Origin of the sequence: Aquiflexum lacus (assembly GCF_015476655.1) — a bacterium.
GTDB lineage: Bacteria > Bacteroidota > Bacteroidia > Cytophagales > Cyclobacteriaceae > Aquiflexum > Aquiflexum lacus.
This window is the reverse complement of record NZ_JABFHF010000009.1, coordinates 132,317-147,599: the sequence shown is the minus strand read 5'-3', so window position 1 is coordinate 147,599 and position 15,283 is coordinate 132,317. Positions and strand designations below refer to the sequence as shown.

The 15,283-nt window shown below is 38.3% G+C and carries 11 protein-coding genes; 7 read left to right on the top strand and 4 right to left on the bottom strand.

Annotated features, from left to right (window positions below; all coding sequences use genetic code 11):
- The first annotated feature begins 179 nt into the window (after positions 1 to 179).
- Positions 180 to 1,907, top strand: a complete 1,728-nt coding sequence (aceK, locus tag HMJ38_RS10380; protein WP_194974320.1) for a bifunctional isocitrate dehydrogenase kinase/phosphatase — start codon at positions 180 to 182, stop codon at positions 1,905 to 1,907.
- 4 nt (positions 1,908 to 1,911) lie between these two features.
- Here aceK and HMJ38_RS10375 read toward each other — a convergent pair whose 3' ends face one another.
- Entirely contained in the window at positions 1,912 to 3,036 is a 1,125-nt protein-coding gene (locus HMJ38_RS10375) for a hypothetical protein (protein WP_228779995.1), read from the bottom strand.
- 187 nt (positions 3,037 to 3,223) lie between these two features.
- Here HMJ38_RS10375 and HMJ38_RS10370 point away from each other — a divergent pair, with 187 nt between their 5' ends.
- Together HMJ38_RS10370 and HMJ38_RS10365 are read left to right on the top strand one after the other, a co-directional pair.
- Positions 3,224 to 4,309, top strand: coding sequence for a DUF6544 family protein (locus HMJ38_RS10370; RefSeq protein ID WP_194974319.1), 1,086 nt, complete (start codon positions 3,224 to 3,226; stop codon positions 4,307 to 4,309).
- 137 nt (positions 4,310 to 4,446) lie between these two features.
- Positions 4,447 to 5,793, top strand: coding sequence for a DUF5723 family protein (locus HMJ38_RS10365; RefSeq protein ID WP_194974318.1), 1,347 nt, complete (start codon positions 4,447 to 4,449; stop codon positions 5,791 to 5,793).
- Positions 5,794 to 5,943: 150 nt separating this feature from the next.
- Here the strand turns inward: HMJ38_RS10365 and mgtE are convergent, their stop codons facing one another.
- Together mgtE and rsmA are read right to left on the bottom strand one after the other, a co-directional pair.
- Positions 5,944 to 7,311, bottom strand: a complete 1,368-nt coding sequence (gene mgtE, locus HMJ38_RS10360; RefSeq protein ID WP_194974317.1) for a magnesium transporter — start codon at positions 7,309 to 7,311, stop codon at positions 5,944 to 5,946.
- On the bottom strand, positions 7,299 to 8,081 hold the full coding sequence (rsmA, locus tag HMJ38_RS10355; RefSeq protein WP_194974316.1) for a 16S rRNA (adenine(1518)-N(6)/adenine(1519)-N(6))-dimethyltransferase RsmA: 783 nt from the start codon (positions 8,079 to 8,081) through the stop codon (positions 7,299 to 7,301). The genes mgtE and rsmA overlap by 13 nt, the downstream gene beginning before the upstream one ends.
- 197 nt (positions 8,082 to 8,278) lie before the next feature.
- Here rsmA and pdxA point away from each other — a divergent pair, with 197 nt between their 5' ends.
- The 4 genes from pdxA (at position 8,279) to HMJ38_RS10335 (ending at position 13,436) form a co-directional block, all read left to right on the top strand.
- The gene (gene pdxA, locus HMJ38_RS10350; protein ID WP_194974315.1) at positions 8,279 to 9,304 is read left to right on the top strand and encodes a 4-hydroxythreonine-4-phosphate dehydrogenase PdxA; all 1,026 of its coding nucleotides are present in this window, start codon (positions 8,279 to 8,281) and stop codon (positions 9,302 to 9,304) included.
- 5 nt (positions 9,305 to 9,309) lie between these two features.
- Positions 9,310 to 10,968, top strand: coding sequence for an amidase (locus HMJ38_RS10345; RefSeq protein WP_194974314.1), 1,659 nt, complete (start codon positions 9,310 to 9,312; stop codon positions 10,966 to 10,968).
- 8 nt (positions 10,969 to 10,976) lie between these two features.
- Positions 10,977 to 12,149 (top strand): MFS transporter, encoded by a 1,173-nt coding sequence (locus HMJ38_RS10340; RefSeq protein WP_194974313.1) that lies wholly within the window; start codon positions 10,977 to 10,979, stop codon positions 12,147 to 12,149.
- A gap of 270 nt (positions 12,150 to 12,419) precedes the next feature.
- On the top strand, positions 12,420 to 13,436 hold the full coding sequence (locus HMJ38_RS10335) for a response regulator (protein ID WP_194974312.1): 1,017 nt from the start codon (positions 12,420 to 12,422) through the stop codon (positions 13,434 to 13,436).
- A 76-nt stretch (positions 13,437 to 13,512) separates the two neighbouring features.
- On the opposite strand, the gene pgi is transcribed toward HMJ38_RS10335, so the two are convergent.
- Positions 13,513 to 15,159 (bottom strand): glucose-6-phosphate isomerase, encoded by a 1,647-nt coding sequence (gene pgi, locus HMJ38_RS10330; RefSeq protein ID WP_194974311.1) that lies wholly within the window; start codon positions 15,157 to 15,159, stop codon positions 13,513 to 13,515.
- Positions 15,160 to 15,283: the final 124 nt, after the last annotated feature.

The following is a 15,283-nucleotide window of genomic DNA, read 5'->3' as shown; positions in this document are numbered from 1 at the left end:
TTTCAGTTTATATAAATATTGTTGATTGTTAAATCCAATTTTGCGCATTATAAACGGTGTTTTTTAAAGAGTTTTATTTCATTTAGACCAGATAAACTTTAATTCTAATTATATTTCAAATCGATTTTCTTTCAGGTTTTCATCACTAATTTCATAAAATAATTAGGCAAAAAAATTTTATGGATAACGAAAAAATTCATCCTACAGTCCTTGAAATCTCTGAGGGTTTTGAGACTTACTTCAAAAACTTCAAAGAATTAACAAAACTCGCCCCTCATTTTTTCAAAGAAAGAGATTGGAATGGCATGCAATTAAATCATCGCAAGAGGCTCAGATTGTATAAAGACCAAGTCAGGTCAACACGGGAAAAGGTAAGCGAATACCTTGGCGAAACTGTTGCTGACTTTGATTTTTGGCATGAATCAAAAACAAAATATTCCGAGATCATTTCAAAAAGAAAAGACAAAGAACTCGCAGAAACCTTTTTCAATTCTGTAATCAGAAAAACCTATCCAGGCCTTGCTATTAATGATGAGCTGATGTTTGTACACGAGGGATTTAACGCTTGTGAAATCTATCCTGTGGAAGGTCTTTTTTACAGCTATCCCGCAGAATGGGATCTAAAAACCATTATCGAGAAAATCTTGGAGGATTTTGATTTTGGTGTTCCTTACTTAAATAAAAAAGAGGATGTGCAGTTCTTGGTCAGGAGTATCAAAGAGGTGATTTTGACAAGATACAATTCGACTGAAGATACCACTACTCAGGTTTTAAAAAGCGTATTTTACAGAAATAAAGCAGCATATCTGATTGGAAGAACTAGGGTTGGAAATAAGTGGATGCCATTTGTAATACCTTTTATTCATAGTAAAGCGGGTGTAGCTGTAGATACCTTGATTTTTAATCCCAATTTAATGAGTGGGCTTTTCAGCTTTACAAGGTCATATTTCATGGTCGAAACTTACATACCTTCGCAGTTGGTTTCCTTTCTTAATTCAGTGATTATTCAAAAAAAAATCCATGAACTTTATAATTCTATTGGATTCAACAAACATGGAAAAACGGAATTCTATAGAGATTTTTTAAATCATTTGGATCAAAGTGATGATCAGTTTGTAGTAGCAGAAGGTGTCAAAGGAATGGTGATGACGGTATTTACACTTCCTTCCTACAACATAGTTTTTAAGATGATCAAGGATTATTTCGACCCACCAAAGACAATGACCAGACAGGAGGTCAAAAATAAGTATAAAATGGTCGGACTTCATGACAGGGTTGGAAGAATGGCCGATACCCATGAATTCGAAGAATTCCATTTGCCTTTGGAGAGAATTCATCCTGACCTTATGGTAGAGCTTAGAAATACCGTCAATTCCTTGATAGAAATAAATAACAATGAACTGATCATCAAGCATGTATACATTGAAAGACGAATGATTCCTTTAAACATTTATCTGGAAACTTGTACTCATGAAGAGGCGAAAGTCGCTGTGGAAGAATATGGCAATTCAATTTTGCAACTGGCGCAAGCAAATATATTTCCAGGGGATATGATGACCAAAAACTTTGGGGTGACCCGACAGAAAAGGGTGATTTTCTATGATTATGATGAGATTGAATTTATGACAGATATGAATTTCAGATGGAAACCCAAACCTGATAATTATGAGCAGATCTACGCCTCAAGCCCTTGGTATGATATAGCTCCAAATGATGTGTTTCCGGAAGATTTCAAACGATTTATGATTGGTAGGCCGGATGTCAAGGAACATTTTTTTGAATACCACAAAGATTTGTTTGTCCCTGAATACTGGCAGAAAATCCAGAAAAGAATCTTGGATGGTGAATTTATCCATGCTTTCCCATACCCGGAAAAAATCAGGTTTAGACCGTATGTGAAAATATAACAAATCATTTCAACCGCTCCCAATCAGATTTCATTTCCCAACTTCCATTAAACTCTTCCAAATCAGCGATCCACCTGTAGGTTTTTGGCCAATTCTTGAAAGTCTTTACAACAGCATACAAAAATCTGACAGTAAGTTTGTTTTCATTGGGAATCCAACCTTCTGTCGGTTCAAGTAAAATCCTTATTTTCTTGTTGTTTTTTTGAATCTTGTAATCCCCATCAATCCTTCCGGTGCTACTATGGCCCTTTACGGAAAATTTTCCTGACACTTCCACAGTTCCTTTCAGCAAATTTACTTGTGGAAAGGCAGGTTCAAAATCCAAAATGACCTCATGCTTAGATGTCTTATTGGTCATCTTTTTGATTTCCATCGCCGGACCGTTTGGCGATATTTCCAGTTTGGTATTTCCATCTGTAACCAACCGGTTTTTAAAAGAATCCAATGTTTCCAATTTCCCATCTATCGCAGAGTTAAAGGTGACAATAAAGGGATCGGCAGAATATCTGGCAAAATACATCCATGTCCCATCCAAGGGGATTGGAAATTTGTCTGGTTTAAGGTGTTTACCCGATATTTTTATTTGAAAATCAGTGTGTTTCCTCCTCACAAAGTAAAAATCATGAACATAGACCAAAGGCATAGCAGAGGGACTTTCCGCAGCATCACCCATCGGTGCCAATAGCCCAAATGGTTCTCTCTTTTTTGGGTGTTTTTCAAAAATCCTGATTTCAACCTTTCTGCCAAGAATGTCATCAAAAACAATATCAGCATGAACTCCTTCATCCAGTATATTAAAAACAGCACTTTCAAATTCTCTTTCAATCATTTGATTGAGGCCTTTACCCGCAATATCATAAGTTTCAGCTTTGATCTTTAACCCTTTTTCATAATAGACATCCACTTTCATGTCGTTTTTCCAACCAATGACCAAAAGGCCTTTGCCATGAATGTCATCATCAAAATATTGGGGTTCGAATCCCTTGTATATGACATCGGGGTTACTTTCAAAATTGACCAAAAGCAACCTTTCCATTGGGTCAACATGAAAGGAAAATGGATTCAATATCTTTTGGTTATTTTTATTTTGATATATGGATTCAGCATGTGCCATTAGAAATGTATTCAAGTTTAACTATTTGTCAAAAGTGAAATTAATCAATCCAAGAAGTCATGGAAATTCGCGACTTTTTTTGAACCCAAATATATCTTCAACCAATGATTTTAGTCAAAACCAAAATCAATTGAATACATGATTCTTGTCAGTAGTATTTGGTGATTTTCAAACTAACTTCCATCCATTAAACCTTAATGCAATGAAAGTCCTCTTCCTGATCCTCATCTTTTTACATGCCCTAATCCATATTCTGGCATTTTTAAAAGCTTTTGACTTGGCCGAATTAAAAGATTTTACCAGTCCTGTTTCCAAACCCATGGGATTGATATGGTTACTGACATTAGTTTTATTGATCCTCTCATCTATCTTAATGATGATCAATCATCCCAATTGGTGGATATGGGGCAGTATTGGGGCAGTTCTTTCGCAGATCCTGATATTTCAATTTTGGTCTGAAGCCAAGTTCGGTTCGATCCCAAACCTTATCATCATTTTGGTATCAATTGCAGCCTATGCACAAACCAATTTTGAAGATATGGTGAGCAAAGAGGTAGCTTTTATTCAAAAAGAATATGGCATAATAGACAACAAAACCATAACCAAAGAAATGATTACGGATTTACCCTACCCTGTAAAAAACTGGCTCGAAAAAAGTGGGGTTGTAGGAAAACCGGTCATGAGGATTGTTGAAATGGAACAGGCATTTGAAATCAAACTTAAACCTGAGCAAAATGATTGGTTCTATGCAGATGCAGAACAATATATCAGTAGCTACCCTCCAGCATTTGTCTGGAAGGCGGATTTAAAAATCATGCGTTTTCTAAGTACTATCGGAAGGGATAAATTCATTGATGGCAAAGGTGAAATGCTTTTTAAAATACTTTCAATCTTTCCAGTTGCCCAGGATGGAAATAATCCCCAAATAAATGAGGCTGCTCTGCAAAGGTTTTTGGGTGAGATTGTTTGGATCCCTACAGCTGCTTTGGAAGATTATATCACATGGGAAGCAGTTGACCATCGATCCGCCAAAGGCACCATGAACTTTAATGGCACAACCGGTTCGGGGATTTTTACTTTCAATGACCATGGTGAACTTGAGCAATTCTCAGCCTTGCGGTACATGGGAAGTGGTCCAGAAGCCAAAAAGATAGAGTGGGTTGTAAAGGTTCTGGAAACCAAAGTGTTGAATGGGATAAAAATACCGGTACGATGTAATGCTACATGGCGATTGGATGAAGGTGATTGGACTTGGTCACAATTTGAAGTAAAAAAGTATAAATTTTAGTTTAGAAACATAAGCATAAAACCTACAACATTTAAATTATTTCTGAACCTAACATTCTTGGGGGATTCTCATTTTATTTGTTCTCTATTTTGTCATGGACAATTAGACAAACTAAATTCCTCACTTCTTTCAAAAAAATGAAAAAGATCCTTTTTACATTACTCCTGTCAGGTTTTTCATTCCTGACTTTGGCACAAAGTCCTTATATAGGAATCCAGAGCAGTCAAAGAAAAAACATGATCAGCGCCATGATGAATCCTGCAGAATTGAACAATTTGTCCAAGCCAGTAGAAGTCAATTTCTTTGCAACAAATGCTTCCTTAATCAATAATACCCTGAGTTTTGGAGAAATTGTAAACAATAATTCAGATATCTGGCAAAACCTACTTGAAGAATCGGATATACCCATTACAGGTATTGCAAATGTATCTTTTTTAATCCCATCGGTTGGAATAAAACTAGGAAAATGGTCTTTGGGATTTGCTTCACAAATTCATACAAGTGCTGCATTTTTGAATGTAGATCCGGATTTAGCTCAATACGTCACTGATAGTGAATGGGCCAATACGCAATTAGCACTCAGTTTGATATCTTCCACCAACCAAAGAACCCAAAGTTCTACTTGGTTTGAAACAGGAATTTTGGTAGGAAGGGAAATATGGGATAATTCCAAAAGCAAGTTATCTGTAGGCACCAATTTCAAATTGCTTTTTCCATATCAATATCTCAATGTAGGTGTTGAGAATTTCCAAGGGGCGATCAATACCCGGGGAAGTGAGGTCATTCTTTCCGATGCCTTGGGAAATATTAATTTTTCTTATAACTCCGGGTTTATTGATGCACAGAATTTTTCTATTGATTATAGCGCAATAGGAATTGGCAGGGTCAATGGACTTGGTGTTGACCTTGGTCTAAATTACCAATTGAAGGATGAAAAAGGAATCTGGTTCAGTTCAGGACTGGCATTCAGAAACTTAGGCTCGATGAAATTTACGGATGGCCATGTAAACCACACCTTCCGAATGGATATTCCAGCTGGTGAAGAATTCAGAATTGACCTTTTGGAATCAGATTTAAGGTCTATTGAAACGCAATTTCTGGAAAGTGGATATTTTAGTTATGAAAATCAGCAAGAGGGCATCCGAGCTAACCTCCCTTCTGTCATTGCACTAAATGCCGAAATGAGATTGACCTCTATTTTATATGTGGCATTCTATGGCCAAAAAAATCTGAATAACGAAAACAGGAACAACCAGATACCAATCTTTAATATGGTTTCACTTACACCCAGCATTTTAATCGGAAAATTTGAAATTTATTCACCTTGGGTTTATAATGAAATTTCACGACTCAATGGCGGTTTGGGGTTGAGATTTGGGGGATTTTTCATCGGTTCACAATCCGTCATTTCAGGCTTAATAGCTGATACCCGAAAAGTCGATTTCCACATGGGACTGAGTTGGGGGTTTGGGAAAGTGAAGTGAAGGATGAAGGATGAGGGATGAAGGATGAATTTAGAAGGTAGATTTTAGATTTTTTATCTCGCATCTTGGTTCTTATCTCTTGGCTCTAGTTTCCCCGAAATTCTTTAGGACAAGCTTTGGTTCTTGTATCTAATCTCTCGCCTCTAAATATTAAATCTGCAACAACCACATAGCTACTCCAAAATAAACTGCCAAACCCAACAGGTCATTTGCGGTAGTAATAAATGGACCTGAGGCTATGGCTGGATTAATTCCGAATTTATTAAGAACGAGGGGAGTGACTGTACCCATAAATGAGGCCATCAATACCACACAGAACATGGCAAGGCCAATGGTTATGCCAAAAATCCATTCATGTTTATATAAAAAGACTACAACCAGGACTACAAAACTCCCAAGAACAACTCCATTGACCAAAGCAATTAATAGCCCCTTTACGAATCTTTGCCAAGGGGTGTCATCAAAAACGGATTTGGATGCCAATGTCTGTACGACCAAGGAAGAAGATTGAATCCCAACATTTCCTCCTGTGGCTGCCACCAATGGAATAAAAGATGCCAAAGCTATGATTTTCTGTAAGCCTGCCTCAAAAAAATCAATTATACCCGCACCCATCAATCCACCTATTACACCAATCAATAGCCAAGGGAGTCTAGCTTTTGAAATCCTAAACACGGAATCAGATTCCTCCACATCTGCTGAGATACCGGTCATGGCCTGCATGTCTTCCTCCGATTGTTCTCTGATCAAATCCAGGATATCATCTACAGTAATTCTACCGACAAGTCTATTTTTGGCATTGACCACAGGAAGAGATTCCAAGTCATATTTTCGCATGATTTCTGCTACTTCTTCACCATCCATATAAGTGGGTACAGAAATCAATTCAGGCTCATAGATATCTGAGATTTTGGTTTGGGATGAAGCAAGAATGATTTTTTTCAGTGATACCCTACCAAGGAGATGCTGCCGATTATCCACCACATAGATGGAATAGATTTTTTCTACATTCTCAGCCTGCCTTCGAATTTCTTCTATCGTTTGTACAACATTCCAGTTTTGGTTGGCCCTGATAAATTCCTTGGCCATCAGCCCCCCCGCAGAATCTTCATCATAGCGCAGCAATTCCAGAATATTGGCTGATTTTTCACGCTCTTGAAGGTTGGCAATCACTTCTTCCCTTTCTTTGGAAGGCATCAGAATCAGTATATCTGCTGCATCATCAGAATCCATCTGATCAATCAATGAGGCCAATTCTATCGCCTCCATTTCCCGTATCACTTTGATCAGGGAATCTTCATCCAATTCTATAAGTATATCAGCTGAAACAGTTGCTTGCAATAAACGCAAAACATATATGGCTTCGTCCATATTCAGTTCATCGAGTATGGCAGCAATATCCGCCACATTTACTCCTTCTAGAGACTGAATGATAAAATCATTGTCATTAGTTTCTATCCCCTCTCGGAGACTTTCCAAGTATTCTTTGGATAATTCAAATGTTTTTATTGGTTCCAAGATTCCTGTATTTTTTGAGTTAATCCAATAAATTCCTGCACATCCAACTGCTCAGCTCTTTTATCCATAATTGGATCCTGATTCAATGCTGCTGATAAACCCAAAGATTTTAAGCAGTTTCTCAGCGTTTTCCGTCTTGTGGCAAATGACTGTTTGACCACCCTGAAAAACAATTTTTCATCACAATCCAATTTTTCAACGTCATTTCTAATTAACCTGATCACCCCGGAATTAACTTTGGGTGGAGGATTGAAAACCTCAGGCGGCACAGAAAACAAATATTCTATATCATAAAATGCCTGTAACATCACAGATAAAATACCATAATCTTTATTTCCTTTTGGAGAAGCTATGCGTTGGGCCACCTCTTTTTGAAGCATACATACTACCTCGGTAATCAGATTTCTTTGTTCCAACACTTTGAAAAAGATCTGGGAAGAAATATTGTAAGGGAAATTTCCGGCAATGATATAAGGACCATCCATAATCGATGCAAAATCTGCCTTTAGGAAATCAGCTTCAATAATCTTATTTCCCAAATCAGGATACTTTTTATGAAGGTATTGAATGGATTCATGATCAATATCTACCAAATGTAGTTCCCAATGCTCTGCCAAAAGAAAATCAGTCAACACACCCATACCCGCACCTATCTCCAGGACTTTCTTTACTCCCAAATGACCTTTCACTGCCTTCGCTATATTTTCTGCAATCCTAAGATCTGTCAGAAAATGTTGCCCAAGGTGTTTTTTGGGTTTGACTTTCTCCATTGGCTATACTATGATTATTTTATATAAATTGCAGTTCAAAATTAAGAGAATTATCCTGAAGCCCTACTATTATTTGTCTTTGGACTTTTGGCTAATTCTCATTGTAAGCTTTTAACAATTCTGGTTCAGAATAGATTTGAAAGCGTTAAAATAAAATTTTCCTAAGCAATCATATCATAAGCAATAGCAATATTTTAATGAATCAAAGAAAAAATAAACCCCTAATAGGAATCAGTATTGGAGACATCAATGGTATAGGGCCGGAAGTCATTATCAAAGCACTTCTGGATAACAGATTGCAAAAATTGGTAACTCCTGTCATATATGCACATGGAAAGGTTCTTTCTTTTTATAGGAAGCAATTAGGACTTGAGGATTTTAACTTTATGCAGATCAGAAGCATTGAAGAAGTTCATCACAAAAAAATAAATGTGATCAATGTTTTGGAAGAAAGTCCTGAAGTCATTCCCGGAGTGGAAACCCAAGAAGCTGGAAAAATGGCATTGGCAGCTCTTGACTGTGCCATCAAGGACCTAAAGGACAACAAACTCGATGCATTGGTGACTGCACCTCTAAATAAAAATAACATCAATTCTCCTGAAAGAAAATTCATTGGCCATACGGAATACCTAACTGAAGCTTTTGGAGTGAATAATAGCCTCATGTTTTTGGTAGCAGAAGACATCAGAGTAGGATTAGTCACAGGCCATGTTTCCATTAAAAACGTGGCTGAGAACGTTACTGCTGAAAACATCAAAAACAAACTTGACATCATGAACCAGTCTCTGAAAAACGATTTCGGAATAGGTAAACCTAGAATAGCAGTATTGGGATTGAACCCGCATGCAGGCGAAGATGGACTTTTAGGAGAAGAGGAGCAAAATATTATCACCCCCGTTATCCGAGAATTTAAAGACAACGGTCACCTGGTATTCGGTCCCTATTCAGCCGATGGTTTTTTTGGTATGATGCACCAAAAGAAATTTGACGGGGTGTTGGCAATGTATCACGATCAGGGATTGATACCTTTCAAATCACTTGCTTTTGAAACAGGAGTAAATTTCACCGCAGGTTTACCGATAGTTCGCACCTCCCCAGACCATGGAACTGCCTACAATATTGCCGGAAAGTGTTTGGCTGATGAAGGTTCAATGCAAGCTGCTATTCTTCAGGCATACGATATAGTTAGGAACAGAGGTAACTGGGAAGAAGACCTTGATTGATTAAGATGAAAAAACACATATGGTTGCTTTTCATCGTTGGAATATTTTTCGGATTCGCCCTTTCCAAAAAAATTGATTCGATTTCCCGAAAGGAAATCAGAGCTGCTCAAAATCTTTTTAACCTCGATTTTTCAAAATCCGAAATAGATACCATGATAGGCTATTTGGAAAGAAACAGAAAGGGATATGATTCCATGAGAACATATCATCTGGAAAATGATGTGTCCCCGGCAGTTACTTTTGACCCCTACCCCATGGATCTTATCATTAGACCCTCAAATGGCTTCCATGACTGGGATATTGACGAATCCATCAAACTTCCGGAAAACAGGGCCGAGCTTGCTTTTTTATCTATACAGGAACTTGCCGGGCTTATCAAATCCAAAAAACTCACATCACTAGAGCTGACCGAAATTTATCTTCAAAGAATCAAAAAATATGATGCTCAATTGCTTGCCTTTGTCACTGTCACAGAAGAATTGGCAATCAAACAAGCAAAAATTGCTGATCAGGAAATTTCAAATGGACTGTATAGAGGCCCTCTTCACGGTATTCCTTACGGTGTGAAAGATTTGGCTTCTGTACCTGGATATCCTACAACTTGGGGATCAGAACCTTATAAAAATCAGGTCATTGACCAAACCGCAACTGTGGTACAAAAGCTCGAGGACGCCGGTGCAGTCCTACTTGGTAAATTGGTTTCGGGAAGCCTGGCAAGAGGTGATGTATGGTTTGGGGGGAAAACCAAAAATCCATGGGACCTGGAGCAAGGTGCCACCGGTTCCTCTGCAGGTTCCGGTTCGGCCACTTCGGCGGGTTTGGTGGCTTTTTCCATCGGGACAGAAACATTGGGATCCATAGTTTCTCCATCTACCCGCTGTGGTGTGACTGGATTACGACCAACTTTCGGAGCCGTGAGTAGAACAGGCATCATGACACTTTCATGGAGCATGGATAAAGTTGGCCCAATTTGCCGTTCGGCATCGGACTGCGCAATTGTTTATGATTTCATTAAGGGACAAGACAAAATCGATCGGTCTGTTCAGGACGCATCATTTGGTTATGAAAATAAAACAACAATACAAAACTTAAAGATAGGATATTTAGCTTCTTCTTTTGATTCGGATTCTACGGGAAACAATATTCACAATCAAAGAACTTTATCTGAATTTAAAGCTTTGGGCATAGAACCTGTTGCGGTAAAATTGCCGGAAAATCATCCATTTGCTATATTCGATATCATTCTTCGGGCAGAATCAGGAGCATTTTTTGATGAATTGGTTCTGACTGGAAAACACAGTGAAATGGTCGAACAGCATAAAGGTTCGCGGGCGAACTCCCTCAGACAATCAAGGTTTATTCCTGCGGTAGAATATCTTCAGGCCAACAGACACAGGCGATTGTTAATAAATGAAACCCACCAAATTCTAAAAGAATACGATGTAGTCATTTGCCCAACTTTCGGAGGAAGACAAATGCTAATTACCAATCTCACAGGGCATCCTGCCCTAAGCCTGCCCAATGGATTTGATAGCAAAGGCAGGCCGACTAGCATCACTTTGATCAGTAATTTTTTTGAAGAAGCAAAACTTATTGCTCTGGCAGAAGCTTTTCAAAACAGACAATCCTACCATTCAAATATTCCAAAAGGGTTTGATCAGTAGTGACAAAAATGAAAAATGTTTTACCCATTATTGTCCTGTGTCAATTCCTTTGCACCTCCATTTGGTTTGCTGGAAATTCAGTTTTACCTGATTTGATTTTTGAACTGAATCTTGACCAAACTTATTTGGGCAACTTGACCAGTGCAGTGCAATTGGGATTTATTACAGGGACCTTGGTTTTTGCAGTTTTCACGATTTCCGATAAATTCTCTCCATCCCGAGTCTTTTTGATCTGTTCCATTTTTGGGAGTTCATTCAATTTTATGGTCAGTCTTGATGGGATGAATGCGATTGATATCTTAATTTTCAGGTTTATGACAGGCTTTTTTCTTGCTGGTATTTATCCAGTAGGAATGAAAATCGCAGCTGACTATTTTCAAAAAGGGCTCGGGAAATCATTGGGACTTTTAGTTGGCGCATTGGTTTTAGGAACTTCCTTTCCTCATTTGGTCAAGAGTGTGACGGATGGATTGCCTTGGAAGACCGTGCTTTACACCACCTCTTTTTTTGCTTTGGTCGGTGGCATTCTATTATTCAGCCTTGTTCCAGACGGTCCGTTTAGAAAGCCTGGTAGAAAATTTCATTTCAGCGCATTTTTGTCCGTTTTTCGGATCAGGGCATTTCGTGCTGCTGCTTTTGGTTATTTTGGCCACATGTGGGAATTATATGCTTTCTGGGCTTTTATCCCTTTTATCCTCCAATCTTTCGCTACACTTCATGGTACAAATTTCAATATTCCTTTGTGGTCATTTATTATCATTGCTGTGGGAGGGATATCCTGTGCACTCGGCGGAGTACTATCAGAAAAATTTAACCCAAAATATATAGCTTCCTTTGCCCTTGGTCTTTCTGGAATATGTTGTCTCCTTTCGCCGATCTTTTTACTGCAGCCTTTTTCAGAGTTGCTTTTGCTTTTTCTGCTGATTTGGGGTTTGTCCATAACCGCTGATTCACCGATGTTTTCCACTTTGGTAGCCCAAAACTCACCCGATACTGCAAGAGGTACAGCTCTCACCATTGTGAATTGTTTGGGCTTTGCCATAACCATCATCAGCATTCAGGCTTTAAGCCTGCTTTCGGAGCTTATAGATGTCCAATATTTATTTTTAATACTTGCACTAGGCCCGTTTTTCGGACTGATCGCAATGGTCAAGCTCAGGTTTCTTAATCCCTCCATTTAATAATTATTTGATTGACTCTTTGGACAGCTTAGTCTATTTGACAAAGATTCTAAAGCTCTTAAATGAGACGTCATCATATTCAATAAAACACATAAAATCTCATAAAGGAAAGTTTGGGTAAAGTCGAAACAAAAAAAGTGAGGAATTTTTATTTTCACAATTCCCAAGAAATACGTTAATTGGGTAATTATTCGAATGACCTCAATAGACTAGGAAAGCTGTTTTAATGTTTATAAGCTCAATAGCTGCCTTGCCTAAATCAAATATTCAATGCGTAAAGACAACAAAGAGTATAAAATCTTGATTGTAGAAGATAATCCGGGAGATTTTATGCTCGTGGAGGAATACTTGGATGAAACCATTCTTTCACCAAAAATTATACGATGTGAAAATTTCAAACAGGCCAAGGAGATTCTTCTAAGGGAGAATGAAAACTTGGATGTGGTGCTTCTTGACCTTTCATTGCCTGATAAAAGCGGTGAAACTCTGATCAATGAAGTCATTGAGATATCAGAAGGCCTACCGATTATTGTTTTGACTGGATATACAGATGCAAATTTTGCTGTAAAATCTCTGTCCATGGGGATTTCTGATTATTTGCTCAAAGATGATCTCAGTCCTACAACACTTTATAAAAGTGTGGTTTACAATATAGAGAGGAACAAGAATCTGGTAAAACTACTCGAATCTGAACAAAAGTATGCCGACCTTTTCCATCTTAGCCCCCAACCCATGTGGGTTTATGATATGGAGAATTTGAAATTCCTCAATGTCAATCAAGCCGCCATCAAACATTATGGATATAGCTATGAAGAGTTTATGAAAATGTCCATTTCTGAAATCCGGCCAGATGAGGATATTCCAATTATGATTGAAACGCTTAAAAAAATCAAGGATGAGAATATTCGCTTTTTTAGAGGGATTTTGAATCACAAAAAAAAGGATAAATCAATTATCAGGGTAGAAGTGATTTCTAATCCCCTTAGCCAAGGTGAAAAAAACACATGGTTGGTTTTGGCAAATGATATTACTTCAAAACTGAAATACCTGGAGGCCATTGAAACTCAAAACGAAAAATTGAGAGACATAGCCTGGATTCAATCACACATGGTCAGGGCCCCTTTGGCAAGACTATTAGGTCTGGTAGAGATTCTTAAAAATGAAAATCTAAGTACAATTGAGTTGGGAGATTTTTTGGACCATGTCAAAGAATCGGCCAACGAACTGGATAATGTTGTCAGAGATATTGTTGAAAAGGCGCAAAAAATTGATGTCAATGGTAATTGAATAGTGTCGAACTAAATGGTGCAACCTCAGTAGCCATTGTCCTTATTCCCTATTTCCATACTTCCCATTTCCCTACCTATTGTCTCATTTTCTTATAAGCATTGATCAAACCATTTGTAGAGGAATCATGGCTTTGTATAGGGTCATCATGGGTCAATTCAGGAAGGATGGCATTTGCTAACACTTTTCCCAATTCCACTCCCCACTGATCGAAGCTGTAGATGTTCCAAATCACCCCCTGAACAAAAATCTTATGCTCATACATGGCAATTAACTGTCCTAAAGTGTAAGGCGTAATCTGTTTCACCAAAATAGAATTGGTAGGTCTGTTGCCTTCAAATACCCGATGGGGGGCGATTTTTGCAATTTCAGTTTCTGATTTTCCTGCCTTGGTCATTTCTGCGGTGACCTGTATCATGGTCTTACCGTTCATGAGGGCCTCAGTCTGCGCAAAGAAATTCGAAAGCAGCTTAACATGGTGATCAGAAATGGGATTATGCGAAATTGCAGGAGCAATAAAATCACATGGGATTAAATGGGTACCCTGATGGATTAATTGGTAAAATGCATGCTGTCCATTTGTGCCAGGTTCTCCCCAAATAATCGGGCCTGTGCTATAATTCACTTTGCCACCTTCTCTGCTGACATATTTCCCATTGGATTCCATATTTCCCTGCTGAAAGTAAGCTGCAAATCTGTGCAGGTATTGGTCATAAGGTAAAATCGCCTCAGAAGTCGCACCCAAGAAATTGGTATTCCAAATACCTACCAAAGCCAATATCACAGGAATATTTTTTTCAAATGGAGCATTTCTGAAGTGAAGGTCCATACTGTGCGCACCTTCCAATAGTTTTTCAAAATTGTCAAAACCAACTGCACAAGCTATTGGCAATCCAATAGCTGACCAAATTGAATACCTGCCCCCTACCCAATCCCAAAAAGCAAACATATTATTTGGGTCAATACCGAAATCAGTTACCCCTTTTTCATTGGTTGATAAGGCCACAAAATGTTTAGATACAGCCTTTTCTTCCCTTGCATAATCCAAAAACCAATCCCTTGCTGTATGCGCATTGGTCATGGTCTCTTGCGTGGTGAAAGTTTTGGAAGCGATAAAAAACAGGGTGGTTTCAGGATTGACTTTTTTCAGTGTCTCTGCTATATGAGTTCCATCTACATTGGATACAAAATAAATTTCCAAGTTGGGGTTTTGATAAGGTTTCAAGGACTCTGACACCATCACGGGACCCAAATCAGAACCTCCGATTCCAATATTCACCAATGCGTTAATGGGCTTACCGGTATATCCCAACCAAGTCCCATTAGAGATTTTGTCAGCAAAAGTTTTCATCTGCCCCAATACTGCATTGATATCAGGCATAACATTTTTTCCCTCAAAATTTACAGGGCTATTGGACCGGTTTCTCAAAGCAGTATGCAGTACTGCCCTGTCCTCTGTACCATTGATCTTTTCTCCATCAAACATGGCTTCTATGGCAGACCTCAATCCGATCTCCTCGGCCAATTCGATCAAGGCAGATTTGATTTCACTGTCCAGCCTATTTTTTGAATAATCCACGAGAATATCTTCCAGTCGTATTGTATAGTCATCAAACCTTTTAGGATCATTAAAAAGATTTTTGATTTGAGTATGTTGGTGGGATTCGGCCAAAAATCGGAGTTTTTTCCAGGCTGTTGTGGTAGTTGGGTCGATGCGTTTCATGGATAGATAGGTTTTTTAAGATTGGCATCGCAAAAATAAGATTATTAATGAGGGTATGAAATCTTAAATTTCATAATCCTCGTTTGTAGGCATTCTTTTTGTAACCTTTTTGTTTGCCGAACGA